Genomic DNA, 25,817 nt, shown 5'->3' with positions numbered 1-25,817 from the left:
GATAACCGAGATCGTCCGACCCGTCCCTCGGTTGGGCGTACGGGAATCGAACCCGCCTTCACAGGGTCACAACCTGCCCTCATCAGCCAGATGAGTAACGCCCACGCAATGGCGCCCCGTGGGGGAGTCGAACCCCCGGCAACCGGATTGAAAGGCCGGTATCCTGACCGCTAGACGAACGGGGCATGGGGGGTTGGTGGTGGGGTAACCGTGCCCGTTTCAAGGAGCACGGCTACCCCACCACCACCAGAAGCGAAGCCCTCGCCCGGAATCGAACCGGGGAGACCCTGGATACGAAGCAGGGCGCTCGACCATCGAGCGACAAGGGCAAAAGACGGCTCCAACGGAGGGATTCGAACCCCCATCCTCTCACTTAACAGGCGAGTGCTCTACCGGGCTTGAGCTACGTTGAAACGCGCAGGGACGACGTGCCCCTGCGGCATCGCGTTGTGTATCGGAATCGATTGTCATAGAACGAGTCCCGCCTCCGGAGAGGTGGGATGCGTCGTGGATCCGGAGGGGATCGAACCCTCGCCTGCCGCTTAAGAGGCGGCTGCTCTACCCTTGAGCTACGAATCCGAAGCGGGCGGCGCTCTTCGGGCGCACGTCGCCTGCACGCGCGTGTTTCTCTCACGCGCCGGTGTGGACGGGAGGAATCGAACCTCCAAGCAAACGCGGATGGTTTACAGCCACCTGGGCTCACCAATGCCCAGCGTCCACGTATCAGGGTGTCGATAGACTTGCTGCGCGCCCTGGAGCGCTCGCGGCGTCTCTCGACCCCCTGTCATTTTCTCCCCGGCGGACCAAAACGAAGAAGGCCGCCAGGGGTTTCCCGGGCGGCCTCCTCGGACACGTCACGTCGTGACGATCCTAGGATCCACCCGTATCGAGAGGCTCGAGACCACGCACCAAGCCCGATTCCTTGGCCGCATGATACCGCGAAGGGCTCCGCAGGAGGTCGCTCGGGTCCACGCCCGGCAGCTCGCCGGCGTTCCCCTTCGCGTCCTCGTTGTACAGATGCTTGCCCATCGCCATTCCCTCGCCCCGTTTATCTTTACTTCGTTTCGACGCTTGGGTCAACCATTTTATTCGTTGCCCCGTCGATTTTATTTTCATCGTCTGCCGATATCGCATTCGGCAGATGGAGGATCCGGGAGGCCTCGAACCTCCACGCTTCCGCTTCAGAGGCGGACGCTCTGCCCATTGAGCTACGGATCCAAAACCGCATCCCCACGTCCCCGCCGCCGCGCTCGAGGCGCAAAAACGACGAAGGCCGCCAGGTTTCCCGGGCGGCCTCCTCGGACACGTCACGCCGTGACGATCCTAGGATCCACCCGTATCGAGAGGCTCGAGACCACGATTCGCCGTCGAGCTCGATTCGCTCGCCGCCAGATCGCGCGAAGGGCTCTGCAACCCCGAGACACCGAAGAGACCCGCGCCCGGCAGCTCGCCGGCGTCGCCCTTCGTGATCTCGCGATACAGATGCTTGCCCATCGCCATTCCCTCGCCCGTCTCTCTACATCCATTTCGACGTTCGGTCAACCATTTCATTCGTCGACCCGTCGATTTTATTTTCGTCTTCTCGTCTGCTGCGCTCGACGCGCAGCATGGAGGATCCGGGAGGTCTCGAACCTCCACGCTTCCGCTTCAAAGGCGGATGCTCTGCCCATTGAGCTACGGATCCACTCGAGAGAGGCCATTGCGCGCGCCTCACGCGCTGCGCCCGCTCCCCTGTCCCTTCCCCTCGCCTTGTGCTTTACATCCATTTCGACACTCGAGGCAAGGAAATGTTTTGATGGCCCGTCGATTTTATTTTCGTCTCTCTTCAACCCCGTTCGCTTCGAAATGGATCGCCCAGCTTTCTCTCTATATAAGGAGGTGGATCCGGGAGGGCTCGAACCTCCACACTTCCGCTTAAAAGGCGGCTGCTCTACCCATTGAGACTACGGATCCGCATGCTGCGAATACACCTCGGGCCTCATCGCATCCAAATCAATGCGATCCCCGCCGAAGACACACCACGGCCCCGGCACGCGCGCGCCCTCGATGCCAATGCAATCGATACACGCCTGCCCCGGAGCGCATCACGCGCCCTCACGATCGTTCTTCCAAGCGAGGCCCAAGAAGGCACCCCCACGCCCCGCTCCGCGAGACGCAAAGGACCCAAGATAGCCCCGCTCGATACACCTCTCCCCGCAAAGGGCCCCAATACGAGGCCCATTCGAGGACAAACGCTCCCCTTCCACCACCCCCACGGCATCAAATTCGCCGAGGAGAAGGCCTAAAACGCCGAAGGCCGCCTGGGATCTCCCGAGGCGGCCTTCGCAGTCGTCAGAATGACGCTTGCTCTACCGCCTACGTGCCCCCCTCCGGGTTGCCGAGCTGCCGCGAATCACGAAGCGTATACGCGCGAAACGACTCGGTTTTGCCGGACTTGGGCGCAAGATGTCCCGCGCTCTGCAGTCGACCGAAGGCCACGCACGCGACCCCTGCTGCCGTCAGCAGGGCTCGTTCGTGGTTTCGGTCGGTCGCAGGGCGGATCAACATGTAAAAACTCTCCGGCGAGAGATACTCGTCTCGGATCGACTTTGCAACAAAAAAGTTCCCGCTTATCTCATTTTCGTTCGGGCCCCGCCCCGGACACGCGCCGAGCACGAGATGCGCACCCGAACCAAGGCCCCATGACGCTCTGCATCGCGGATGCCACGGGCGGAGACCGTCCAGGGCGGCCAGCAAAGTGCCGTCATCGGGAGGCTATGGAACGACGGCCCTCGCTGGTAGAGTCGCCGCCCTTCCCAGCCCCGGTGGCCCACGAAGCCCCAGACGGCGCGAGAGATCGGCCCCGGGCAAATAACCAGGAGACGTCATGGGCAAGTTCACCGTCACGCACGAGATCAACTGCGACGAGGAGACCTTCTGGAAGATCTTCTTCGACAAGGCCTTCAACGAGAAGCTCTACAGGGATCGCCTCAGCTTCCCGAGGTTCGACATCCTCGAACAGACGGAGACCGATACCCGGATGAGCCGAAAGGTCGCCGGACAACCCAAGATGGACGTCCCCGCCCCGGTCGCCAAGTTGCTCGGCTCGGGCTTCAGCTACACGGAAGAAGGCAGTTTCGACAAGGCCACCAAGGTCTGGCGCTGGAAGTTGATCCCCTCCACCATGGCCGACAAGGTGCGCAACGAAGGCACGATGCGTATCGAGCCCGTCGGCGATAAGAAGGTCCGTCGCATCGCCGAGATCACCATCGAGGCCAAGGTCTTCGGCATCGGAGGCCTCATCGAGAGCTCCACCGAGAAACAGCTCCGCGACGGCTGGGGCGACAGCGCCGTCTTCATGAACGACTGGATCAAGACCCACACCTGAGGGCCCCGGACGCCCGCTCGGCCCCAGCCACCCTCCCACCACCTCGGCTGGACCGACGATTGCATCGCCCCGGGCATGAGAGGTCCGACAGGGCGAGCGAGGAGGCCGGAGCCAACGCCGCGTAGCGCGCGAATCGCACAGCGCCGCGCGGACGAGCGCGGCAGCCCCATCACGTTCGGAGAGCCCGGCCGTACCCCCAAAGCACGCAAGGAGCCGCTGCACCTGCCCCACGTGGTCATCGTGGGCGGCGGCTTCGGCGGGCTCTACGCCGCCAAGGCCCTGCGCCACGCGCCCGTGCGCATCACCCTGCTCGACCGCAAGAACCACCACCTCTTTCAACCGCTGCTTTATCAGGTCGCGACCGCAGGCCTGAATCCGGCCGAGATCGCCGCGCCGATCCGGCGCGTGCTGCGCGATCAACGAAACGTGCAGGTGCTCCTCGGCGAGGTCACGGGCATCGATGCGAAAGAGCGAACCGTGACCTCGTCGGCCGGGACATTCGGATACGATTACCTCATCCTCGCGACCGGCGCGAGCCACTCGTATTTCGGGCACGACGAATGGGCGCCCATGGCCCCGGGGCTGAAGAGCCTCGAGGACGCGCTGGAGATCCGACGCCGCGTGCTGCTCGCATTCGAGAAGGCCGAGTGCTGCGCGCCCACGCCCGAGGAGCGCGCCGCATGGCTGACGTTCGTGATCGTGGGCGGAGGACCGACGGGCGTGGAGCTCGCCGGGACGCTGGCCGAGGTCGCTCATCATACGGTGGCGAACGATTTCCGGGTGATCGATCCGACGGCCGCGCGGATCGTGCTCGTCGAGGGGATCGATCGCGTGCTGCCGACGTATTCGGAGCTGCTCTCGGCGCGCGCGAAGCGGCAGCTCCAGCGGCTCGGGGTGGAGGTGCGCACGGACGCGCGGGTGACGGGCATCGACCCGGAAGGCGTGCTGATCGGCGAGGAGCGAATCGCCGCGAAGACGGTGCTCTGGGCCGCGGGCGTGAAGGCGTCGCCGCTCGGGCAATCCCTCGGCGCGCCGCTCGATCGCGCCGGGCGCGTGAAGGTTTCGCCGGATCTGTCGGTGCCCGGGCATCCGGAGGTCTTCGTGATCGGCGACCTCGCCGCACTGGAGCAGGACGGATCGCCCGTGCCGGGCCTCGCGCCCGCGGCGATCCAGGAGGCGAAGCATACCGCGAAGAACATCGTGCGGTCGCTCCGAGGCGATGCGCGGCTGCCTTTCCGTTACCGCGACAAGGGCACGCTCGCGACGATCGGGCGCAACGCGGCCGTGGCGGATCTCGGGCGCATCGAGCTCTCGGGCTTCGTCGCGTGGCTCGCGTGGCTCCTGATTCACGTATTTTTCCTGATCGGGTTCCGGAATCGGCTCCTCGTGCTCTTCGATTGGGCCTTTTCCTACGTGACGTACGAGCGCGGCGCGCGCCTCATCACGGAGACGAGCCCCAAGGCCGCCCGGACCGAGCCAGAGCCCCGGCGCTGAGCGGCGCGCGATTCTCCGAGCGAACGCGGGAGGCCCCTGCCGCCCTGGACGCGCGGCGGGGGCCGTGATAGCGTTCACAAAGGTCTTCGCCAGCACGCGTAGGCCGCACCTTTCTTTCGTGGCGCCGGCGCGCGGCGCCCCCAACCCATTCGCCGGAGCACCAATGACCCACGAGCGCATGGCCAAAGGCTTGACCCTGCTGTTTTTCGCGGCCGCAACGCTGTTCGCCGCCTGCAGCTCGGAGGACCCCCAGACCCCCGAGCAAAAATACTGCAATCAGCGCTGCGAATGCAACAAGTGTCCGGAAGAGGAGCTGGGGGAGTGCCTCGACGACAAGGTCAACCAGAAGGACGAGGCCGCGGACGCCGATTGCAAAGAGGAATACTCGACATACCTCACCTGCCTGACGAACGACGCCGCCTGCAGCGACGGCGATTACGACGAGTCGGTGTGCTTCGCCGAGGAGACCGATCTCAATTCGTGCCTGCACCCGGCCCCGGCGTGCAACCTCGTGAACAACGGCGTCTGCAATGAACCCGCGCCGAAGGGCGACGGCCTCTGCGCAGCGGGGTCCGACACGACGGATTGCGCGATCCCGACCTGCCCCTCGGCCGGCGACGGGTTCTGCGACGAACCGGAAGGATCCGGGATCTGCGCGGAGGGATCCGACCCGCTCGATTGCCCCGTCGAGACCTGCCAGAGCTGTTACAGCTACGCGCTGAGCCCCTCCTCGGGCCCCATCTGCGACGCGTCGATCACCGCCTTCTCGGCGTACTACGAGTGCGCGTGCGGGACGTGCGCCGACGCTTGCCAGGCGACGCTTTGCTCGGGCTTCTCCGTGGAGGCCACCTGCGACGATTGCATCGCGTCCCTCTGCGCGAGCGCGTACACCGCCTGCCACACCGAATGAGCCCGGCGCGCCCGCCCCGCCCAGGGAGCGATGCGCCCGTCCTGCCCACGTGCGTCCCGCGCGCACGGCAATCGTCCTGAAGTCCCAGCGATTCCCGCCTCCCCTGCCCTTTCCTTCGTCATCGTCCGCTCTTCCCGATTGATATCGGGAATGACCTTCCCGCGCGCTGTCGAGGCCGCCTGGCATCGCGTTTGCCCGAGGATGCTCGGGGACGCCCGTTCGGCCGCCCGTCGGCTCGCCCGACCCGCGCCCCCAAAGGGGAAAAGGAGGGTAGTCATGAAGGTCGGGAAAGCATTCTTCGCAGGGATCGTCGGCGGCGCCGCAATGACGCTGATCCTGGCGGCAGCCCGCGCGGCCGGCGCTTCGGCCGACATGGCCCAGGTCCTCGGCACGCTGCCCGGCAATGCGCCGAGCAGCCTGTCCTGGTTCGTCGGGTTCCTCGTGACCATCCTGATCTCGGGCCTCATCGGGATCGCCTACGGCGCCGTGTTCGAGACCATCACGCGGAGCGCAGGCGTCGCGGCGGGCCTCAAGGTCTCGCTCGTACACCTCGTGCTCGCGGGCATCTTCGTGGGCCTGGTCGGCGTGATGCACCCGCTCGTGCCGGAGCTCGTGGCCGCGCCGGGCTTCTTCATGTCGAGGTACGGCGGGCTCGGGATCCTCTCCTTCGTGGCCGCGCACCTCGCGTTCGGCGCCATCGTGGGCGGGCTCTACGGGACGGTGATGACCGAGGAGGAGATCCCGCTCAAGTGATGGGCATGGGCAGCGAACCAAAAAGCAAAAGGCGCGGGCCCTTTGCAGGGCCTCGCGCCTTTTCTGTATTCGCGTCGTGTCAGGTCGCCGCCGGGGGCGTCTCCGGATTGGACATCACGCCGCCGAGGGTCAGACCCTCGTCGATCGATTTCACCGCGCGCTTGGCGCGCTTGCGGATGTCGACGTGCAGCGAATCGTCGAAATTGATGGCCGAGAACGCGCCGCGCGCCTCGATCTTCTTTTCGAGGCCGAGGTAGGCCTCCGCCTCGTTCCAGCGGAGCTTCCAGTCGCGCTTGGCCAGGTTCTCGAGCTTGCCCGCGTCCTCGACGATCTCCTGGTATCGCTTCTCGTTGCCGAGCTGCGTCCAGAGCTCGGCGCGGAGGTCGTCGTCCTCAACGCGAAGCGCGACGGCCTTCTTGAGGAGGTCGATGCCCTCGTCCTTCGCGCCCGTCGCGATCTTCGCCCGCGCGAGCGAGCGCCACGCGCCCACCGCATTCGGGTGCGCCTCGGCGAACGCCGTGAGCGCCGGGATCGCATTCGCGACGCCCTGGATGTTCGTGGCCGCGTCCGCGGGCCAGAAGCGGTACTGGAGCGCGAGGAGGTCGCCCGGATCCGCCACGAGCGCCTTGTCGAGCGCCGCGCGCGCCTCGTCGACGTTGCCCGCGGCCGCGAGCGAACGCCCGAGCTCGACGTACGCGCCCGCCGATTGCGCCTTCTCGACGTACGCCTTCGCCGCCGCGAGGGCCTCGTCCCGCCGGCCGAGGTCGCGCAGGGCCGCGATCTTCGCGAGCTCGCCGCGCTCGGCGGAACCGGCGTCGCCGAGCTTGATGATGCGCTCGGCGATCGCGAGCACCACGATCGGGCGCGCCTCGCGCTCGTGGTACGCGAGCTGCTCGAGGTAATACGCGGCGTCGCGCGCCTCGGCGTCCCACACGGAGACGAGGTACTCGTCGACCTTGTCGCTGCGCACGTAGGTGAGCGAGGTCGCGTCGCGCGGGTTCTCGTAGACGGGCACGAGGATGCCGAGCTTGGCGAGCGCGTCGAGCGCGGGCTGGCAGTCGGGCTGCGCCTCGAGCGCGAGGACGAACTCGTCGACCGCCGCGTCCTTGTTGCTCATGGTCGCGTGGACCTGCCCGAGGCCCACGTGATAATCCGCGTCGCCCTCGAAGGTCTTGCGGATCGACTGGTACGTCTTCAGCGCGGCCGGGTAATCACGCAGGGCCGTCTGCGCCGCGGCGAGGTTCAGGCGCGCGGCGTGATCGTCGGGATCCATCGAGGCGATGCGCTTGAGCGCCGAGAGCGCCTTTTCGAAGTCGTTCTCGGCGAAGCCCTTCTGGGCGCGATCGAGCAAGGGCGCCTTGTCGAGGAAGACCTCCAGCGCCGAGACGAGCTGGCTGTTCTTCTTGCGCCAGTTGCCATCCTTGCCCGCGGGCGAGTCGTTGAGGAACGACTTGATCCACTTGCGGGCGTTTTCGATGGACAGGCCCTTGTCGGCCAGACCCTCGAACTCGCTCTTGGGAATGGGGAGCTGCGGCGGCATCCCCTGACGGCGCGACATCTTCGGGTCCAGGGCGATCATGACCCATTCTTCGTCTTTGCTCATCGCGGATCACGGTAGCGAAAGGCCGCTTCCGAGATCAAGCGCGGAAGGCTCGCGCCACGGCGCGTCAGGTGAAGCCGATCAGGATCACGACGAGCAAGACGATGACCACGCCGACGCCGATCGCGATGAGCACCGGGGTCTGCAAACCGAGCACGCGCGGACGCAAGCGCGTGGTGAACGCGTCGGGGTCGAGCTCGGGCGCGGGCAAGGCATGGCGATCCGGCAAGCGCGTCGCGCCCGGCGGCACCGAACGACCCGGCACGGGCGGCGCCGGCGGGATCGGCGGCGGCGCAGGAATGGAAGGACCCGCGAGCGCAGGCGACGACGGCGATCGCATCGGCGAAACGGCCGGGAGCGGCGCCGGCGGCGGGATCGGCGGCGGGGCCATGGCCCCGAAACCCGGCGGCGGCGCGCTCACGGTCTGCGCGGCGGCGCCTTCGGTCGCGCGGGCCGTGCGCTCCATCGCGAGCGCGACCTCGAGCCGGCGCAGGCCATCCGCGACGCCCTGGGCCTTGCCGATCCTCCGCGCCTCCGCGGCGATCGCAGCCGCGTCGCTCGTGGCCTTGGCGAGCGCGGCCTTCCGCTCGGCGCGGGCATACGCGGCCTTCGCCTCCTCGGCGAGGCGCATCGCCTCGATCGAGAGACGCTCCGCCTCGCTGCGCAGGCGCTCCTCGGCGGCCGGATCCACGCCCACCGGAGGCGGCGGCGGGGCGGATCCCGCGCTCCGGGTCGTGATGGGCGGCAAGGGCACGGACGGATCGGCGGGGACGATCTGACCGGGCGGCGCCGGAGGCATGGCACGCGCGGCCGTCGCGGCGCGGACCTTGCGCAGCATGTCGCCGATGGGCGCGGTGGGATCGTCGAGCTCCTCGCTGTCGGGCGGATCGTCGCGATGGCCCGGGCCGGCGGCGGGTTTGCCCTCGAGGACGGTCGCGAAGCTCGGCTGCGGGGCGCGCTTCTCCTCGGGGGCCTCGGGCGGGGGCGCGGGGCGCGCGGCGGCGACGTCGGGGGCGACGAGCTTCGGATCGAAGGGTTTGCCCCCCTTGAACTGCTGGCGCAGCATCGCGAGCTGCTCGGGCGTGCCTTTGACGAGGGTCGGGACCTCTTCGCCCCAGTCGACCTCGCCCTCGCCCGTGCCGCGCCCGGACGCGATGCGCGGCGCGTTCCGCAGCGTGCCGATCCGCGGCGGCGTGGCCTTCGCGTCCGCAGTCGTGTCCTCGGTGAGGTCGCTCGCGTCGGTGTTCGGCGCTAGGCCGGCCGATCGTTTGGTGCCCGGACGTTCGGTGGGCGGGGGCGAGTCTCGCCGGTTCGGCGGGTCTTTCGGGAGCGGGGCCACGACCGAGTTCCCGGTGAACGTGGGCGGGCGTGGCTTCGGCTTTTTGACCTCGGGCGTCTGGCTGGCGATCACGCGCTCGAACCAGGCCATCTGGCGCATCGCGTTCCGACGGACGAAGCGGCCGAGCGCCTCCTCGTTTTCCTCCATGTACCCGTGCGCGCTGAGCCACTCGTCGAGCCGCGCGAGGATCTCGGCGATCGACTGGAAGCGCGCCTTCGGATCCTTTTCGAGGCACTTGCTCACGATGCTCACGAGCTCGCGATCGATCCTCGGCCGGAGCTTGAAGAGGTCGGCCGGGGGCGCGGTCATGAGCATGCGCGCGAGCTCCATGTCGTTCGGCGCGACCCAGGGCCTGCGCGCTGCGAAGAGCTCGAAGAGCATGACGCCGAGCGAGAAGATGTCGGCGCGCGCGTCGATGTTGTTGCCCGTGGCCTGCTCGGGCGAGATGTACTCGAGCTGGCCCTTCACCATGCCCGTGAGCGTGCGCGTGAGCCGTTGCTTGGCCTTGGCGAGGCCGAAGTCGGTGATCTTCACATCGCCCTGGAACGAGCAGAGAACGTTGCCGGGCGTGAGATCGCGGTGGACGAGGAACAGGGGCTCGCCGCTCGGCGCGCGCAGGGCATGCGCGGTGCCGAGGCCGCGGCAGATCTGGCGCGCGAGAAAGACGACCATCCGCTCGGTGAAGGCCTCGCCGGTGTCGAAGATCGTCTTCATGAGCCGCGCGAGCGAGACGCCCTGCACGAGCTCGACGGCGAGATAGAGGCCCTGATCGTCGCTGCCCCAGCCCACGACCTCGACCACGTTCGGGTGCCGGAGCGCCGCGGTCATCCACATCTCGTCGCGGAACTGGGCGACGAACGCGGGATCGCTGGCGAGGTGCGGGTGCAGGCGCTTGACGGCGACGAGGCGACCCTCGGCGGGGCCTTGGGTCACGCGGCAGAGATCGACCTTCGCCGACTCCCCGGCCGCGATCTCCGCGAGCATCAGGAAGGAGAGCGCGGACGGGTCTTGCCCAGGAGGCGGCGGCATTCGCGGGTCAGTGTATCAAACCGTTTGCCGCGCCGCAGCGATCGCTTGCGAGAGACCTCCGATGTTTGCCTTGAGGTGCACGTCGAGGTGATCGTCCTTGGTACGGATCGCACGGACCGAGGCGACGGGCAGGACGATCGAAAGGTAACGACGAACCTTGGGGTTTTCCGCGATCTTGGGCACCTTCATGAGGTCGAGCGTGAGGCGATCGTCCTTGGCCTCGACCAGCATGGGCGGACGCTTCGGCATGAAGGCGACGAGGTTGCCGGGCTTCGAGAGATCGAGCGCGCCGGACTTGAGCAGGCCGGCGAGCGGCGAGCTCGAATCGCCGAGCACGGTGAGCGTGAGGCCCTCGATGCGGACCCCGATGCGCATCTCGGTCAAGGAGATGTCGATCTCCTCGATGTGAAGGACGAGCGAGGCGCGCAGCGGCGTGCCCATGGCGTCGACGGTCGCGGCGACACGAACGCCGGGCGGCGCGGCCTCGATGACGATGTCCTTCGGGGCTTTCTTGTTGTCCGGAACGAACTCGCGCGCGAGGTAACGCAGGGCATCCATGGGGATGGACGCGCGCAGGCCGAGGGCGCTGCGCAAGGCGCGGACGATCTCCTCGGGGTGCTCTTTCAGGTAGTTGCCAGCGGTGCGGGCGAGGACGCGGGGATCAGGCTTGGGCATACGAGGGGTTAGAACCTTCGCAGAGGTGCGCGCGTCCGCGCAAGGGGCGCGAACGCCAGGTTCGCGGCGTCGAAGGATGCAGCGCGTCGAGGCGCTTTTTCCGCGGATCGATTGGGGCCACAATGGAGAGCATGCGTGGAACGTTCGCTTTCTTCTTGGCGGGGATCGTGGGCATGGCCGCATGCGGGACCGGCGGCGGCGTCGACGTGGTGACGGGCGGCGCCACGACGGGCGCAGGCGCATCCGGAGGCGCGGGTGGATCGGGCGGCTCCGCGGGCGCGGGCGGCGACGCGACGGGCGGCGGCGGATCGGGCAGCGTGCCGGGGGCGTGGTGCGCGCCGATCCCGGCCTGCGACGCGCCTCCGCCTCCGCCGGGAGAGGCCATCGACTGGAACTCGGTCCTCCCGCCGTTTGGAGATCCAAACCACCGCGGGCGTGATCTCTTCCTGAACCCCGGCGATCCGCAGTGGATCCTCGCGAAGTTCTCGTACGGGACGTTCGACGACGACATCAAGGGCGAGTACGTCGACGTGTACGTGCTGCGTGATTGCGCAGGCGCGTGGGAGCACCTCGGGACCGCGACGACGACCGAGGACGGCGAGCACCAGGCGGTCGAGGGCGTGGAGGACACGGGAGGGCGCGTCTACTTCGAGATCCCGAAGGAGAAGGCCCTCGGGCTCGGCAGACACAGGGTTCATCTCGTTGTCAAGGGTGACCTCTCGACGACGGACCTCTTCGTCGAGGTCGTGCCGAAAGGGACGCCGGTCTTCGTGAGCGACATCGACGGGACGCTCACGACCTACGAGACGGAGGAGTTCGTCGCGCTCGCGCAAGGGGCACTGCCGGAGGTGCGAAAGGACGCGGCGAAGCTCTTCGACGTGCTCGTTTCGAAGGGCTATCACCCGTTTTACATGACCGCCCGGCCCGAATGGCTCGGCGCGCGGACGCGGGCGTTCCTCGATCAAAACGGATTTCCGCACGGGATCGTGCACACGACGCTGACCAAGTCGGGCGCGCTCGGGAGCGAGGCGTCGACGTACAAGAGCGGCGAGCTCGCGATGCTCGCGCAAAAAGGGATGGTCCCCACCTACGCCTTCGGCAATACGGACACCGACGCCGAGGCCTATTTCAACGCGATGGTGCAGCCCGCCGAGCGGCGCGTGTTCATCGAGTTCGACGATACGGTGCACGGGGGCCGCAGGATCGAGAGTTACACGGAGCTGCTCGCCGAGGCCGAGGCGCTGCCAAGCCTCTGTCAATGAGCCGTCGCAGGCGGACCGTGATTCTCCGGTAACTTCCGCCCATCCTCGAAAGCATGAAACTGCGGGGCGCGGAGGCCGTGAAACCCGGCGGCGATTCGTTATGCTACGGCCGTGGCCCCGAGCGCGCCGGCCGATCGCGATTCCCCACCGAAAGCCGCGACGCCGCGGCGACCGGGACGGGTGCGGCGTGCGCTCGCGACAGGCGCGGCCACGATCGGGCTTTGCGCGGTGTTCACCGGGTCCGCCGTCCTCGCCGTCGGGCTCCACCTCGACGTCGGGCCGTTCCGTCGCCTCGCGCGCGACATCACGAACCAGGCGCTCGGATCGCTCTTCGAAGGGAAGATCGTGGTCTCGGAGATCGATCACCTCGCGCTCGACGAGGTATCGATCCGATCGGCCGTCACGCTCGATCCGAGCGGCGCGGAGATCATCCGGGCGAATGGCATCCACGCGCGCTGCGACCTCCTCGGGTTTGCCCGCGCGTCGCTCTTCGGCGCGGGCGAGCGCACGCTCGCCTTCCCGATCATCCGGATCGAGGAGGCCGAGGTCGTGCTCGATCGCGGGGCCGATCAGCGCCTCGGGATCGAGACGGCGTTCCATCCTCGGCCGAAGCCGAAGAAGCCCAAGAAGCCCAAGAAGTCGGGTGAGGTGGAGAAAGCGGTCGAGCGACCGACGACGGTGGCGCTCGAGCGGATCGAAATCGGCCACGCGCACGTGCGCGGGCAGGTGGCGGCGCCGCGCGCGCTCGACGCCGACGTGACGCGCCTGTTCGCCTCGGTGCACGTGGGCCCGCGCGGAGTCGCCGTGGACGTGGAGCACACGGGCATCCGGGAGCGCGCGCTCGCGCACGTGCCGCTCGCGGGCACGGTCGATTACCACCTGCACATCGACACGCCGCCCGAGGCGCCCGCGACGAGCACGGCGCCGGACGCGAAGAGCCCGGCGGCCGTGATGCAGATGTGGAGCAGCTTCGCGGGGCGCGCGGGGCCTGTCGAGGTGCTGGCGCGCGCGAGGCTCGACGGCGCGCATGTGTCGGCGGCGGTCGAGCTGCCGCGCGCCGAGCCCGCGGACCTCAAGCTGCTCGTGCCGGGTTTGCCCCTGCGCGAGCGGGTCTCCGCGAGGGTCACGCTCGAAGGAGACGCGCCGACGTTCGAGGTCGAGGGCCGGCTCGATGTCTCGCCGCAAGAGCGATCGCCGGGCTCGATCACGCTGCGTGGCAAGCTCGACGCGACGCACGGGGCGCGGCTCGCGCTCGACGTGACCGCGGACGACGTCGATCCGCGCATGTTCGTGGAGGGTTTGCCCGAGGCGAACGTGGACCTCGGCGCGCGTCTCGTCCTCGATACGACGCCGGCGCTGCGGCTCGTGGCCGACGCGAGGACCGAGCCGACGGTCGTGCAGGAGCAGCCGGTGCCGGCGGCCGACGTGCACCTGGTCTACGATCACGGCGAGCTCGAAGGCCGCGTGACCTTGCACGAGCAAGGCGCGCCCACGTCGGGCGCGTTCGTCGTGAGCCCGGGCGGCAGCGTGCGGTTCGAGGCCGAGACGTTCGTCGCGTCGCTCGAATCGGCGCCGCGGCTCGCGGGTCCGGCCACGGGCAGCGCGCGCGTGCACGTCGAGGGCGCGGTGAAGGCGGGGAAGGTCGACGCGCGTGTCTTCGGCTCCGTGCACGAGCTGCACGCGAAAGGCGGCGTGTCGCTCGAGCGAGGCCGCGTGGAAGGTCGGATCCGCGGGCCCTTCGAGACACTCGACGTCGAGGCCGCGCTCGAAGGCGAAGGGTTTTTGGCGGGCGGTCGCAGCGCGGACAAGGTGACGGCGCGCGTGCGCGGACCCGTCGCGGCGCCGAAGGTGGAAGCGCGGCTCGAAGGCGGCGACGTGGGCGAGCTCGAAGCGTCGGCGCGGGTCGAGACGAAGGAGAAGAGCGCGCGCGAGGTGGCGCTGCGGCTCTCACGCGAAGGCGAGCGGATCGAGGGCAAAGCAAAGCGCATCGCGCTGCGGGGCGGAGCGCTCGCGATCGAGGGGCTCACGGCCGAGGGGCCAGGCGTGGGCTCGGTCGAAGGGACCCTCGCGGTCGACGGGCGCGAGCTCACGGGCAAGCTCAAGGGCGAAGGCGTCGATCTCGGTCGGCTCGGCCGGCTGCTCGATCTCGATCGGAATTTGCGGGGCCTCGCGGACGTGGACATCGCGCTCGCGCGCACGAGGGACGGGCGCAAAGGGCACGTTCGCCTGCAGGTGGAGGACGGGGCGTTCTCCGCGGCAGGGCTGCCGATCACGGGGGCGAGCGGCTCGCTCGTGGCGACGTTCGACGGCGGGCATGCGGCGATGGACGGCACGTTCCGCCTCGTCGATCGCGACAAGACCGGCGCGGAGGACGCGTGCAACGGCTCGATCGCCGAGGTGCAGATCTCCGGCGCCGAAGGGAATTTGCGCGGGCCGCTGCTGGATCCGGCGACGTGGGCGCACCTCACGGGCTCGGCGCGCGTGGACGCGCCCGACTGGGATCTCCGGTGCATCGCGCGGCGCCTGCCCGTCGCGCTCGTCCTCAGCGAGGTCTCGGGTCGCCTCGGCACGAGCTTCACGATCGAGCGGCCCGCGGAGCAGCGGTTCGTCTCGGTGCGCGACCTCGACGTGCGCACGCGGGGCCTCGTGGTCGCGGGGCCCGTGGGGTTCGGAGAGGACAAACCCGCGTGGGAGTCGCGCTCGATGGATGTGGCCGTCTCGGGCTCGCTGAACGGCGCGACGGGCGCGACGGACGCCAAGCTCTCCCTGCTCGACACGGCGACGATGGTGGAGCTCTCGACCCACGTGGATCTCGATCTCCCGACGCTCGTCGACCATCCGAAGAAGCGGCGCGCCTCGCTGCTCACGTCGCGCGCGACGGCCGCGCTCACGATCCCGCGGCGCACGGTGCGCTCGTTCCAGACCTTGCCCTCGGTCCTGCGCGAATCGCTCCCGCCGATCCGGGGCGCGATCGCGCTCTCCGCAGAGGCGAGCGGGACCTTGGAGCAACCGTCGATCCGCGTGAACGCGCGCGGGTTCGGCGTGGCGCACGACGCGCGGACGCTGGGGCCGAGCCCGTGGGCGTTCCCCGTCGACGTGGACGCGACCGCGACCTACGACGCGAACAAGGCAACCCTGCGCGCCGCCGTACGCAAGGACGCGCGCGAGCTCGCCCTGGTCGAGGCAAACGCCGACGTCGATCTCGCCGCGCTGCGCGCGGGCCGCGACATCCCGCCGCGCGGGAGCGCGCGCGCCACGCTGCGCGATCTGCCCCTGGAGCTCGTCCCGTTCTTCGCGGATCGGGACGTCGCGGGCCGCGTGAGCGGCGTCGTCCGCTTCGATCACCGCGGCGTCGAGCCCGAAGCGGCGGCGCGCATCGAGGTGTCGGGGCTCGAGCTCGGCAGCCAGTCGGCCTTCGATCGCGCCACGGTCGAGCTCTCGATCGGAAACCCTGGCGGCGCGGGGAAGCCGGCGCGCGGCGTGGCGCAGCTCGAGCTCGTGGGTCGAGGCGGCGGGCGCATCGACGCGACGGGATACGCGGGCGTCGACTGGCAAGGCATCGTCCCGCGGATCGACGCGACGCGGCCCGCGGACCTGCTCCTCAAGGCGAACCGCTTCCGCCTCGCGAGCCTCACGCCGCTCGTCTCCGGGACACTCTCGCGGCTCGACGGCTCGCTCGACGGCGATCTACGCGTCGGCCTGCATCGCTTCGGCGAGGACGACGGGCGCATCGAGGCGAACATGGAGGTGCGCGGCGGCGTCTTCCACGTCCCGCAGATCGGCCAGGAGTTCAAGAACACGCGCGTCTCGATCCGCACGACGGACAAGGGCGAGCTGCGCTTCGACGACCTGCGCGCCGAGGGCATCAGCGGCGCGGTGGAAGGCTCCGCGATCGTGCAGATGAAGGGCCTCGCCTTCCAGGAGGCGCACGGCGAGCTCACGATCGATCGCGACGAGGAGCTGCCCGTGACGTTCGAGGGCGTGCCGCTCGGGCATGCGTACGGGAAGATCGTGCTCGCCGCGGAAAAGGAGGGGCGCGAGGTGGGGCTCACCATCCGCGTGCCCGATCTTCACCTCGCGCTGCCCGCGTCGAGCACGCGCGGCGTGCAGTCGCTCGATCCGAACCCCGATGTCATGGTCTCGCACGCGCTCGGCCCGCCCAAGGAGGAGCGCCCCAAGGACGCGCTCGCGTACCTGTTCACGTTCGAGCTCGGCACGATCAAGATCGAGGGGATGGGCGCGGATCTCGAGCTCACCGGCGGAAGCACGCCGCCGCGCGTCGCGCTCACGGACGAGACGCGTCTCTCGGGCGACGTCGAGATCAGCCGGGGATCGTTCGAGATCGTAGGAAAAAAGTTCGAGATCGAGCGAGGCCTCGTGCGGCTGCGGCCGGAAGAAGCGGGCAACCCCTACGTGAACGTGACGGCGCGCTGGGACGCGCCCGACGGCACGCGCGTGTTCGTGGACTACGTGGGCGATCTGAAGCCGATCACCGAGCAGAAGCTCCGCTTCCGATCGAGCCCGCCAATGTCGCAGCAGGCGATCCTGTCGATGATCCTCATCGGCGATACGCCCGAGTCGAAGGACACGCAGTCGCAGGCCACGGCACAATCGTCCCCGCGCGCGACGGACGTGGCGGCGGGCGTGGTGGGCGGCGAGATCGCCTCGGCGCAGATCAACGCGATCCTGTCGCAGATCGCGCCGCTGCGGGGTCTGTCCACGCGCGTCGGCACGACCGAGGCTGGCAGGCTCCGCACGACCGTGATCTACGAGCTCGGCGACACCGTGACCGCGCAGGCGAGCTACGAAGGATCCCCCGCGTCGAGCCGCCTCGAAGGCATCCAGAGCCCCACGGGCACGACGCAGGGCACGGAGAACCGCACGGAGCTGAATGTCGACTGGCGCTTCAAGCGCAACTGGGCGCTGCGCGGATCGTTCGGCTTCGGAGGAATCAACCAGCAGCCGAGCTCGGGCCTCGATCTGTTCTGGCAGTACCGCTACTGAGCCGCCCGCGTCGCGAGCTCCGCCGACACATCGCCGACGCGCACGATCGGAGGCTCGGCCGACACGAGCAGCGGCGCGAGGCCAGCCTGCGCGTGCCGCGAGAAACGCGCGTCCTCCGCGCCCGCCTTGACCCGCGCGAACACCACGCCCTCGCTCGACACCGAGAGCCCGTGCGGATCGAGCAGCTCCTCCGTGCCGTCCGAGAGCACGAGCGACGCACGCTGCCCCTCGTCCTCGACGCGAACGAAGCGCACGACGAACGGCGTCTCCTCGGCGCGGAAGTAACACCAATCGTAGCCGTTCGTGAGGATGAGCCGCCCGTCCTCGGGATGCCGCGCGATCCAGCGATGGAGCGCCTCCTCGAGCGCAGGGTGGTCCACGCGCGCGCCGTCGTGCCAGAAGCGACCCTCGCGATCGAGGACGATCGTGCTCTCGCGCGAGGTGCCCGGCGGGGGCGCGAGCTTGTAAAAGTCGGGGTGATCGCCGGGTTTCATGGTCGCCTCCTGTCCGGCCGCCCGTTCGGGCCGCAGACGATCCATAGGGCCGGCGGCGAGCCGCGTCACGCCCCCGCGCGCGGCGAGGGGCTGCGATCACGTCCGCGTTGGGCTACAACCGGCCCCGCGATGAACGAAGCGCCGCAAGAATCGCTCCCGCACGACGACCACCTCCACGCGACGCGCGCGTACTACGACGAGTTCGCCGCGCGGTACGAGGACCGGCGCGACGGCCGCGACACCTCCGGCTACCACGACCTCGTCGACGACCTCGAAATCGACTTCCTCCGCCGCTTCGGCGAGGGCCGCGACGTGCTCGAAGTCGGCTGCGGCACAGGCCTGCTCCTCCGGCGCATCGCAGACTTCGCGCGCACCGCCCGCGGCGTCGATCTCTCGCCCGGGATGCTGGAGAAGGCCCGCGCGCGGGGCCTCGACGTCAAGGTCGGCAGCGCGACCGATCTCCCCTTCCCCGACGCGAGCTTCGACGTCGCCTGCGCCTTCAAGGTGCTGCCACACGTCCGCGAGCTCGAACGCGCCATCGCCGAGATGGTGCGCGTGGTTCGTCCAGGTGGAACCATCCTCGCGGAGCTCTACAACCCCGTGAGCCTGCGCGGCCTCGTGAAGCGCTTTCTGCCGGCAGGCGCCATCAGCGCGCGCACGAAGGAGGACGCGGTCTACACGCGCTTCGTGAGCCCCTGGGGCGCCCATCGCCTCTTTCCGCCCGGCGTACGCGTCCGCGCGTCGCGCGGCGTGCGAATCGTCACGCCCGCGGCCGCCATCATGCGCGTGCCGCTCGTCGGCGGCGCGCTCATCCAAGCCGAGCGTGCACTCTGCGACTCCCCACTCCGGCACCTCGGGGGCTTCTGGATCGTCGCCCTCGAGAAGCTTTGAGCGGGTGCCCCTCGTCCCTGTTGTTCCGGTCGGAAATCACTGATATTTTCGCTCATCGTGGCCTTCGAGGTGTCGCGCGTCGTGAAGGCGGACTTCCGCCCCCCGCCGTCGATGTTGGCCCCGCCGCGAAGCAGAGCGATACTGCACGTTGCAGGGCCCCCTCCGAGCGCCCGTCGTCGCTGAAAGGACCCGCGATGCCTACCCCGTCCACGAGCTCGATCCCGACCCTCCTCACCGGCGCGGACAACGATCGCGGCGCGCTCATCGGTGCGCTCGCGTTCGTCGAGGGCGTCGGCATCGGGGCCATGGGCGCGCGGGAGCTCAAGACGTGGATCGAGGAGTACCTCGTACGCGCAGGCCGCATGCAGCGCCCCATCCAGGTCGCCGAGCCCATGGCCGGCACGCTCCTGCTCGACACGCTGAACACCGTGGGCGCACCGCCGTCGGCGACGAAAGCACTGCTCGATCGAATCCTCGGCCGCGCGCGCTCACGCGTCGTCTTCACGCTGCGCGGGCTCATCACAGATCCACCCGAGGACGGCTTCCTCGAGCACACCACGAAGTCAGGCCGCGTGCAGCCGATCGGCATCGGCTCGAAAGCCTCATGGATCGCGCGGCCGCAGAAGGAAGACCCGCTGAGCGACGTCGTGCTCAGCCTCTTCGCCGCGGACATCCTTTCGAACCGCAACCTCTACGACCAGAACCTCTGCGTCTGCGACACGTGCGGCCGCGTATCGTTCCGCGCCAAAATGATGTCGCGCACCGGCTGCCGCGAGCACAACGACGGCCCGCCTGGCGTACGCCCCACGAGCAGCCGCAGCACGTGAGAGCGCGCTAGGCAGCGTAGCGCCGGGGTTTCACCCCGGACCCGACCAGGGGTTGTCCACCCCTGGACCCGGACCAGGGCCAGCCCTGGACCTTTGATGCATCGACCGCGATGCGGTCGATGCAAAGGTGCGTCGGTTCGCGCTGCGGCAGCAACGCTCAGAACGCGCCGACGACGCCCACGCCAAACCCGTCGGGCGTGACCGCCACTGTGGGCACGACGCGCACCGTGGGGCGCGGCGGAATCGGGCGCTTCTCGATCGTCACCTTCTGCGGCACGTACGCGATCTGCGCCTGCACGATGCCCGCAACGGTGAGCCCGGCCCAGAGGCCGAACGAGACCTGGTTGATGATCAGCGTGATCTGCTGGCGCCGAAAGAGCTCCTCGCGCTCGGGCCCCGTCGCGAGCCTCTGATCGAAGCTCGCGTAGTAGTTGTACACCTGCGACGCGACGATCGTCGTCGCGCCCGTGAACGCCTGCGTGATGGCGAAGGTCCACCCGAGCTTGTTGCTGCCGTTCTGGAACTGGCCGATGCCGAACGGCATCGCCGCGACGAGGCGCGAGTTCTGCACGATGACCTGCCGCTCGGAGGCCGCCTTCACGAGCGACTCGATCCAGCGTTTGTCCTCCTCCTTCGCCTTCTGCTCCGCGATGCGCCGCTGCCGCTCCTCGTCGGCGCGCTTCTGCTCCGTCGCTTCGAGCTCCTCGCGCAGGCGCCCGCGCACGAGGGTGAAACGATCGACGACCTCCTGCGGGAACACCGCGGGATCGGGCGAGTACGTCGGGTTCTGCCGGAGGATCGTCGCGATCTCCGCCTCGGCTTCGTCGTAGCGCTTGAGCGCGATGAGCGAGGCCGCGCGGAGCGTGCGCGCGCGCTTGATGAGGTCCGGATCCGTGAGGCGGCACGACGCGGTGCCGCTCGTCGGGACAGACTCGCAAGGCTTCTGCGCCAGGTCGAGCATCGCCGTGAAGCGCGAGGCCGCCTCGGCGTACTCGGCCGCGTCGAAGCGCGTCTTGCCGAGCTCGAACTGCTGCAAATCGTCCGCGCGCGCGGCCTGGGACACGAAGGCGAGCGCGAGGCACGTCGCTGCGGCGAGCGCCCGTGGGACGAACGGAGCGCGCCCTTTGGCCCTGGGGCCGCGGCGGTCCCGCCCGAACCGGAGCCCGCCGGGCAGAAAAGCCCGCTGCAGACGAGGTCGCGCCGTCATTCCCCGTAACCGAGTAACCGAGGGACCCTTCTACCGGAATTTGGGCATCGTGGGGACCGCTATCCGCGAAGCGAGGCCCCCCACCTCACCGCGACGGCCAGGGCACCACGTTGTGCTCGCCGGCGCGCAAGCTCACGGCACGCCGGAGGGGCTCCTCCCCCGGCGCCGTGAACTGGCACTTGTTGTCGTAGGTGATCTCGTCGAGCTGCACCTTCTTCGTGGCACCTGGAAAAAGCGTCAGTTTGATGTCCGAGCACACCACCTGCGCGTTCGCGGGCGACGGACCCAGGGCGACGGTCGACGGAAGCGGCGTGAGCCGGACGCGGAAGCGCTGCACGTCGTCGGGATCGTTCTCGGGCGGAGCCTCGACGACGAGGGTGGTGTCGAAGGTCCCGCAGCACTTCGAATCCTTCACCCGAGCCGACACGGAGTGGCTGCCGGGCTTGAGCGCGAAGATGCGCGAAAAATGCTTTTCCTCCTTGCCGTCGAGGACGAGGGTCGCGCCCTGCGGACTGACGAGGAAGACGACCTTGCGCAGGTCCGGAGACGGAGGCGGAGGCGTGGCCGCCGACGCCGCCATGGCGCTGAGCGGAAGCCTGATGCGGATGCTGCGCGGCGGATCGGCGGAGTTGATGGCCGATGGAGCGGTGCTCGAGATCTTCGGATCCGCGGACGTGTTCGGCGCGGCCGGATCCTTGGGGCGCTCCGTGGAGCCGGTCGTGGCGTCGGTCTTCGGGCCCGCGTCGGCCTCGAGCGCGGCCGCGGGCTTGCGAAGACGCGCGACGGCGAAGGCCGCGACGCCGAGCGCGAGCGCGCCCGCGACGATGCCAGCCACCCTGCGCACGAGCCTCTGCCGCTCGGCGCTCGCGGACAAACTCGTCACGCGCTTCAGGATCACGAGGTCGTTCGGCGCGAGCGCGTGGGCGCGGTTGAAGTCGGCCGCGGCGCCGGTGCGATCGCCGGCCTTGCGCGCGGCCTCGCCGCGGGCGACGAGGCACGGCACGAGGCGCGTCGTGAGGGCGTCGGCGTAGCTAGGCGGGTCCTCGAAGTAGGCCTCGATCTCGCGCTGCGGGTCGGTGATGCCGAGGGCTTCGAGCTCGGCGCGGATGAGCTCGCCGAGCTTGCCGGGGCTCGCGATGCGATCGGCCGAGGCGCGCGCGAGGGCGCCGTCGATGATGCGCGCGAAACGACCGCCGACGGTGGACCGCTCGTGGTCCGCGGGCGGATAGTCGCCTTCGAGCACGCGACGAAGGACCTGCGCCGGGTTTTTCCCTTCGAACGGCAGGTGCCCCACGAGACACTCGTACATGAGCACGCCGAGCGCGAAGACGTCCGTGCGACCGTCGACCTCGCCCGCTTCGATCTGCTCGGGCGCCATGTGCGCCGGGGATCCGAGCACCTGCCCGGTCGAGGTGACGCCCTGCGCGTCGAGGATCTTCGCGATGCCGAAGTCGGTGAGCTTGATGAGCACGCCGAGATCACCGGCGCGGCTCGGGACGGGCCGAGGCGTCGATCGCGGACCGTCGGGGACAGGCGTCAGATCGGGTTTGTCCGCGCGCGCTCGCGACTCGCTCGTGCGATCGGTCGGAAGCTCCACGAGCACGTTCTCCGGCTTCACGTCGCGGTGCACGATGCCGCACGCGTGCGCGTGCTCGAGCGCCTCGCAGAGCACGAGGACGATCGATGCGCCGATCTCGGCGGGCATGTCGCGGTGACGCTGGAGGATCTTGCGAAGCGTGGTGCCGCGGCAGAGCTCGACGACGAGGTAGCGCTCGCCGTCGTCCTCGCTGGAGACGTCGTACACCTCGACGATCCCCGGATGACGCAGCTTCGCGGCCGCGCGCGCCTCGGCGACGAACCGCGCGCCGACCTCGGCGTTCTCGCGCAGGTGCTTGTGGATGAGCTTGATGGCGACCTCACGCCCGAGACGTTTGTCCCGGGCGCGATAGACCGTCGCCATCCCACCGTGCCCGATCTCCTCGATGAGCTCGTACTTCGCGAGCCTGGGGAGCCCCGGCAGGGCGGAGGGTTCCGTCATTCCACGACCTTGACGCGGATCGAGTTCGTCGAGCCACGCACGCCGATGGGCGCGCCGAAGATCGCGACGAACTTGTCCCCCGGCGAGACGAAGCCGTTCGCGAGCAGGAGCATGCTCGCGCGATCGACCATCTCGTCCGCGCTCGTGACCTTGTCGATCGGCCAGGGCACGACGCCCCAGAGGAGCGCGAGCCTGCGGCGCGTCGCCGCGTTCGGCGAGAACGCGATGATCGGCACGACGGGCCTGTGCTTCGAGGCGTAGAGCGCCGTGGAGCCACTCTCCGTGAAGGCCACGATGACCCGCGCGCCGATGTCGCGCGCGATGTCGCAGCCGTTCCGCGCCACGGCCTCGGGCACGTTCGCGCGCGCGCCGGGCGTCTCGCTCGCGAGAGGCCGGAAGAACTTGCTCTGCTCCGCCTCCATGACGATGCGGCTCATCACGCGCGCGACGAGCGGCGGGTGCGCGCCCGTCGCCGTCTCCTGCGAGAGCATCACCGCGTCCGTCCCCTCGAAGACCGCCGTCGCCACGTCGCTCGCCTCGGCGCGCGTCGGCCGCGAGTTCGTGACCATCGACTGCAGCATCTCGGTCGCGACGATGACCGGCTTCTGATGCACGCGCGCAAGTCCGAGGATCTCGCGCTGGATCACGGGCACGCGCTCGGGGTTGAACTCCACGCCGAGATCACCACGCGCCACCATGACGGCATCCGTCGCCTGGATGATCGACTCGAGGTTCTCCACGGCCGCGGGCGTCTCGACCTTCGCGACGATGGGCGTCGGCCGGCCCCACGCCTCGCAGATGTCGCGCACGAGCCGGATGTCGTCCGAGTTGCGCACGAAGGAGAGCGCGACGTAGTCGATGCCGAGCGAGAGGCCAAACGAGAGGTCCGCCTTGTCCTTCTCGGTGAGCGCCGCGAGCCGCACGCGCCGCGCCGGCAGGCTGACGCCGACGCGATCGCGCAGCTGCCCGCCCTGCGTGGCCACGGCGTGCACGCGCCGGCCGTCGACCTTGGTCACCGTGAGGACCATGCGTCCGTCGTCGACGAGCACGATGTCGCCCGGCTGCAGATCCTCGGCGAGGCCCTCGTACAGGATCGGCATCTCGCCGGGCCCGCCGTGCTGCTGGTCCTTCGTGGCCTCGACGAGCACGACCTGGCCGTCCGTGGGCACATCCATCGTGCCGCCTTCGAACTTGCCGGCGCGGATCTTGGGACCACAAAGGTCCTGCAAGATCGCCACGGGTTTGTCGCACGCCTCGGCGGCGGCACGGACGGCCTGGAAGCGGCGCGCGTGCTCGTCGTGGGTGCCGTGAGAAAAGTTAAGCCGCGCCACATCCATGCCGGCGCGGATCAGTTGTTCGAGCTGGGGCTCGGATGCAGGGCCTATCGTGCAGACGATTTTCGCGCGGCGTACGACCACGGGCGCAGCATGGCACGACGTCCGCGCCGCTAACAGGGGCCTTCCGCCGGGAACCTCCGTGAGCCGTCCGACGTGGAACGGCGGGTCGTCCGGGTCGCCGGGACGAGCCCGCCCGACGCCCCGCGCCATGCCGGCTTTACCCCCTGCCCGCGCCGCGCTACCCGAGGCCCATGCTGACACGCGACGCGCGCGGGGCCGCCACGATGGGCGGCCTCCGCCTCGAGGACCTCCTCGACCTCGGGGCGGAGTCCCCACAAGAAGGCGCAGAACGACCGCGCACCCCCGCCTACGTGTACGACGTGGACGCGATCGTGCAGGCAGCCCGGAACCTCGCCGCGGGGTTCGAAGGCGCGCCGCACTTGATCGCCTACGCCGTCAAGGCGAACACGGCGGGCCCCATCGTGCGCGCACTCGGCGCCGCGGGCTGCGGAGCCGAGGTGGTCTCCGGCGGCGAGCTCGCCGTGGCGCTCGGCGCGGGCATCCCCGCGGATTCGATCCTGTTCAGCGGCGTCGCCAAGACCACGCGCGAGATCGATCAGGCGATCGGCGCAGGGGACCGCGGGATCCTCGCGCTGCAGATGGAGAGCGTCGAGGAGATCCCACGCGCCGCGGCCCGCGCCCGCGCGCTCGGCCGCAAGGCGCGCGTGGCCTTCCGCGTGAACCCGAGCATCGAGGCCGACACGCACGCGCACGTGGCGACGGGCCACGACGAGGCGAAGTTCGGCATCGCGCTCGCCGATCTTCCGGCGGCGTACGAAGCGATCGACGCAGCCGAGGGGGCGCTCGAGCTCATGGGCCTCGGCTGTCACATCGGCTCGCAGCTCACGCGCACGGACGAGTACCTCGAAGGCGCGCGCGTGGTGCTCGACCTCGCGGCCGAGCGTCGCGCGGCGGGCAAGCCCCTCGCGTACCTCGATCTCGGCGGCGGCTACGGGATCGACTACGGCGCGGGTTGCCCCGTCACGCCCGCGGATTTCGCGCGCGCGGCGAGCCGCCTCGTCGCGGAGCGTGGCTTCGGCGGCACGCGGATCGTCGTCGAGCCGGGGCGCGCGCTCGTGGCGCCGTACGGCGTGCTCTGCGCGAGCGTGGTGATGGCGAAGCGCTCGCGGGGAGAGCCTGCGCGGCGGTGGCTCATGATCGACGCGGGCATGAACGATCTCGTCCGCCCCGCGCTCTACGGCGCCAAGCACCGCATCGAGCCGATCGACGCGCCTCCGCCCGCGGAAGGCGCAGCGCCCGGCTATCGCGTCGTGGGGCCCGTCTGCGAGAGCTCCGACGACTTCGGCGAGCACCCCTTCGCGGAGCCGCTGCCGCGCGCGGTGATCCTCCGCGACGCCGGCGCCTACGGCTTCGTGATGGCGAGCGAGTACAACGGGCGCGGGTTGCCGACGGAGATCTTCCTCGCGGGCGGGCGTGTGGCGACGATTCATCGCTCGCGTGACGCGGCGGCGTGGGCGGCGTCCCGCCTCTTCGGCTGACAAAAAGCGAAGGGGGCGAGCCCGGAAGGCC

18 protein-coding genes and 9 tRNA genes are annotated in these 25,817 nt (G+C 69.5%); 9 read left to right on the top strand and 18 right to left on the bottom strand.

The features are described 5' to 3' along the window. Positions 1-31: 31 nt before the first annotated feature. The 11 genes from QHF85_RS34205 to QHF85_RS34155 form a co-directional block, all read right to left on the bottom strand. Positions 32-104: transfer RNA gene (locus QHF85_RS34205), tRNA-His, on the bottom strand. Between the two features lie 5 nt (positions 105-109). Next, positions 110-185 (bottom strand) — tRNA-Glu (locus QHF85_RS34200). A 71-nt stretch (positions 186-256) separates the two neighbouring features. Then, positions 257-329, bottom strand: a tRNA-Thr gene (locus QHF85_RS34195). A gap of 9 nt (positions 330-338) precedes the next feature. Then, a tRNA-Asn gene (locus QHF85_RS34190) sits at positions 339-413 on the bottom strand. Positions 414-508: 95 nt separating this feature from the next. Beyond that, positions 509-579, bottom strand: a tRNA-Lys gene (locus QHF85_RS34185). A 62-nt stretch (positions 580-641) separates the two neighbouring features. Continuing rightward, a tRNA-Tyr gene (locus tag QHF85_RS34180) sits at positions 642-720 on the bottom strand. A 150-nt stretch (positions 721-870) separates the two neighbouring features. Further along, on the bottom strand, positions 871-1,029 hold the full coding sequence (locus QHF85_RS34175) for a hypothetical protein (protein WP_281331597.1): 159 nt from the start codon (positions 1,027-1,029) through the stop codon (positions 871-873). 113 nt (positions 1,030-1,142) lie between these two features. Further along, a tRNA-Gln gene (locus QHF85_RS34170) sits at positions 1,143-1,218 on the bottom strand. A gap of 105 nt (positions 1,219-1,323) precedes the next feature. Beyond that, positions 1,324-1,494: a hypothetical protein gene (locus QHF85_RS34165; RefSeq protein ID WP_281331596.1), complete on the bottom strand. Its 171-nt coding sequence runs from the start codon at positions 1,492-1,494 to the stop codon at positions 1,324-1,326. A gap of 114 nt (positions 1,495-1,608) precedes the next feature. Beyond that, positions 1,609-1,684 (bottom strand) — tRNA-Gln (locus QHF85_RS34160). Between the two features lie 195 nt (positions 1,685-1,879). After that, positions 1,880-1,953: transfer RNA gene (locus QHF85_RS34155), tRNA-Lys, on the bottom strand. Positions 1,954-2,866: 913 nt separating this feature from the next. On the opposite strand from QHF85_RS34155, the gene QHF85_RS34150 reads away from it, so the two are divergent. The 4 genes from QHF85_RS34150 (at position 2,867) to QHF85_RS34135 (ending at position 6,524) form a co-directional block, all read left to right on the top strand. After that, positions 2,867-3,367 carry a DUF2505 domain-containing protein gene (locus QHF85_RS34150; protein ID WP_281331595.1) on the top strand — a complete coding sequence of 167 codons (501 nt, stop codon included), beginning with the start codon at positions 2,867-2,869 and terminating at the stop codon, positions 3,365-3,367. Between the two features lie 222 nt (positions 3,368-3,589). Continuing rightward, entirely contained in the window at positions 3,590-4,861 is a 1,272-nt protein-coding gene (locus tag QHF85_RS34145; RefSeq protein ID WP_348652781.1) for an NAD(P)/FAD-dependent oxidoreductase, read from the top strand. 163 nt (positions 4,862-5,024) lie between these two features. Beyond that, positions 5,025-5,771 carry a hypothetical protein gene (locus QHF85_RS34140; RefSeq protein ID WP_281331593.1) on the top strand — a complete coding sequence of 249 codons (747 nt, stop codon included), beginning with the start codon at positions 5,025-5,027 and terminating at the stop codon, positions 5,769-5,771. 276 nt (positions 5,772-6,047) lie between these two features. Next, positions 6,048-6,524, top strand: a complete 477-nt coding sequence (locus QHF85_RS34135; RefSeq protein ID WP_281331592.1) for a hypothetical protein — start codon at positions 6,048-6,050, stop codon at positions 6,522-6,524. A 79-nt stretch (positions 6,525-6,603) separates the two neighbouring features. Here the strand turns inward: QHF85_RS34135 and QHF85_RS34130 are convergent, their stop codons facing one another. From QHF85_RS34130 to QHF85_RS34120, 3 genes are all read right to left on the bottom strand, one after another. Next, positions 6,604-8,127 carry a tetratricopeptide repeat protein gene (locus QHF85_RS34130; protein WP_281331591.1) on the bottom strand — a complete coding sequence of 508 codons (1,524 nt, stop codon included), beginning with the start codon at positions 8,125-8,127 and terminating at the stop codon, positions 6,604-6,606. A 64-nt stretch (positions 8,128-8,191) separates the two neighbouring features. Further along, positions 8,192-10,492, bottom strand: a complete 2,301-nt coding sequence (locus tag QHF85_RS34125; protein WP_281331590.1) for a serine/threonine-protein kinase — start codon at positions 10,490-10,492, stop codon at positions 8,192-8,194. 15 nt (positions 10,493-10,507) lie between these two features. Continuing rightward, positions 10,508-11,167, bottom strand: a complete 660-nt coding sequence (locus tag QHF85_RS34120) for a hypothetical protein (protein WP_281331589.1) — start codon at positions 11,165-11,167, stop codon at positions 10,508-10,510. Positions 11,168-11,298: 131 nt separating this feature from the next. On the opposite strand from QHF85_RS34120, the gene QHF85_RS34115 reads away from it, so the two are divergent. Together QHF85_RS34115 and QHF85_RS34110 are read left to right on the top strand one after the other, a co-directional pair. Beyond that, positions 11,299-12,429, top strand: coding sequence for an HAD family acid phosphatase (locus QHF85_RS34115; protein ID WP_281331588.1), 1,131 nt, complete (start codon positions 11,299-11,301; stop codon positions 12,427-12,429). Positions 12,430-12,609: 180 nt separating this feature from the next. After that, positions 12,610-17,433: a translocation/assembly module TamB domain-containing protein gene (locus QHF85_RS34110; protein WP_281331587.1), complete on the top strand. Its 4,824-nt coding sequence runs from the start codon at positions 12,610-12,612 to the stop codon at positions 17,431-17,433. Here the strand turns inward: QHF85_RS34110 and QHF85_RS34105 are convergent. Continuing rightward, on the bottom strand, positions 17,427-17,927 hold the full coding sequence (locus QHF85_RS34105) for a hypothetical protein (RefSeq protein WP_281331586.1): 501 nt from the start codon (positions 17,925-17,927) through the stop codon (positions 17,427-17,429). The two genes, QHF85_RS34110 and QHF85_RS34105, sit on opposite strands and share 7 nt — an antisense overlap. Before the next feature lie 129 nt (positions 17,928-18,056). Here QHF85_RS34105 and QHF85_RS34100 point away from each other — a divergent pair, with 129 nt between their 5' ends. Further along, positions 18,057-18,818 carry a class I SAM-dependent methyltransferase gene (locus QHF85_RS34100; RefSeq protein WP_281331585.1) on the top strand — a complete coding sequence of 254 codons (762 nt, stop codon included), beginning with the start codon at positions 18,057-18,059 and terminating at the stop codon, positions 18,816-18,818. 194 nt (positions 18,819-19,012) lie between these two features. Beyond that, positions 19,013-19,645, top strand: coding sequence for a hypothetical protein (locus QHF85_RS34095; protein WP_281331584.1), 633 nt, complete (start codon positions 19,013-19,015; stop codon positions 19,643-19,645). A gap of 157 nt (positions 19,646-19,802) precedes the next feature. On the opposite strand, the gene QHF85_RS34090 is transcribed toward QHF85_RS34095, so the two are convergent. The 3 genes from QHF85_RS34090 to pyk all read right to left on the bottom strand — a co-directional run bounded on the left by QHF85_RS34090 (position 19,803) and on the right by pyk (position 24,308). Further along, a complete protein-coding gene (locus QHF85_RS34090; RefSeq protein WP_281331583.1) occupies positions 19,803-20,708 on the bottom strand; it encodes a hypothetical protein in 906 nt (301 codons plus the stop codon). Between the two features lie 229 nt (positions 20,709-20,937). Then, entirely contained in the window at positions 20,938-22,890 is a 1,953-nt protein-coding gene (locus QHF85_RS34085) for a serine/threonine-protein kinase (RefSeq protein WP_281331582.1), read from the bottom strand. Then, positions 22,887-24,308, bottom strand: coding sequence for a pyruvate kinase (gene pyk / locus QHF85_RS34080; protein ID WP_281331581.1), 1,422 nt, complete (start codon positions 24,306-24,308; stop codon positions 22,887-22,889). Before pyk ends, QHF85_RS34085 begins: the two co-directional genes overlap by 4 nt. Before the next feature lie 170 nt (positions 24,309-24,478). Between pyk and lysA the strand changes: the two genes are divergently transcribed. Then, positions 24,479-25,786: a diaminopimelate decarboxylase gene (gene lysA, locus QHF85_RS34075; protein ID WP_281331580.1), complete on the top strand. Its 1,308-nt coding sequence runs from the start codon at positions 24,479-24,481 to the stop codon at positions 25,784-25,786. Positions 25,787-25,817 lie beyond the last annotated feature (31 nt).

The sequence above is a fragment of the Polyangium sp. 6x1 genome (assembly GCF_029946515.1).
In the GTDB taxonomy this organism is placed as follows: domain Bacteria; phylum Myxococcota_A; class Polyangia; order Polyangiales; family Polyangiaceae; genus Polyangium.
The sequence above is the reverse complement of the archived record's forward strand: the minus strand, read 5'-3'. Positions and strand labels throughout refer to the sequence as shown.

Bases quoted from the DNA above. Each gene is read 5' to 3' on its own strand.
- QHF85_RS34100 (WP_281331585.1), top strand. From the start codon at position 18,057: ATGAACGAAGCGCCGCAAGAATCGCTCCCGCACGACGACCACCTCCAC.
- QHF85_RS34120 (WP_281331589.1), bottom strand. From the start codon at position 11,167: ATGCCCAAGCCTGATCCCCGCGTCCTCGCCCGCACCGCTGGCAACTAC.
- QHF85_RS34175 (WP_281331597.1), bottom strand. From the start codon at position 1,029: ATGGGCAAGCATCTGTACAACGAGGACGCGAAGGGGAACGCCGGCGAG.
- QHF85_RS34135 (WP_281331592.1), top strand. From the start codon at position 6,048: ATGAAGGTCGGGAAAGCATTCTTCGCAGGGATCGTCGGCGGCGCCGCA.
- QHF85_RS34130 (WP_281331591.1), bottom strand. From the start codon at position 8,127: ATGAGCAAAGACGAAGAATGGGTCATGATCGCCCTGGACCCGAAGATG.
- QHF85_RS34165 (WP_281331596.1), bottom strand. From the start codon at position 1,494: ATGGGCAAGCATCTGTATCGCGAGATCACGAAGGGCGACGCCGGCGAG.
- QHF85_RS34140 (WP_281331593.1), top strand. From the start codon at position 5,025: ATGACCCACGAGCGCATGGCCAAAGGCTTGACCCTGCTGTTTTTCGCG.
- QHF85_RS34150 (WP_281331595.1), top strand. From the start codon at position 2,867: ATGGGCAAGTTCACCGTCACGCACGAGATCAACTGCGACGAGGAGACC.
- lysA (WP_281331580.1), top strand. From the start codon at position 24,479: ATGCTGACACGCGACGCGCGCGGGGCCGCCACGATGGGCGGCCTCCGC.
- QHF85_RS34095 (WP_281331584.1), top strand. From the start codon at position 19,013: ATGCCTACCCCGTCCACGAGCTCGATCCCGACCCTCCTCACCGGCGCG.
- QHF85_RS34115 (WP_281331588.1), top strand. From the start codon at position 11,299: ATGCGTGGAACGTTCGCTTTCTTCTTGGCGGGGATCGTGGGCATGGCC.
- QHF85_RS34085 (WP_281331582.1), bottom strand. From the start codon at position 22,890: ATGACGGAACCCTCCGCCCTGCCGGGGCTCCCCAGGCTCGCGAAGTAC.
- QHF85_RS34125 (WP_281331590.1), bottom strand. From the start codon at position 10,492: ATGCCGCCGCCTCCTGGGCAAGACCCGTCCGCGCTCTCCTTCCTGATG.
- QHF85_RS34105 (WP_281331586.1), bottom strand. From the start codon at position 17,927: ATGAAACCCGGCGATCACCCCGACTTTTACAAGCTCGCGCCCCCGCCG.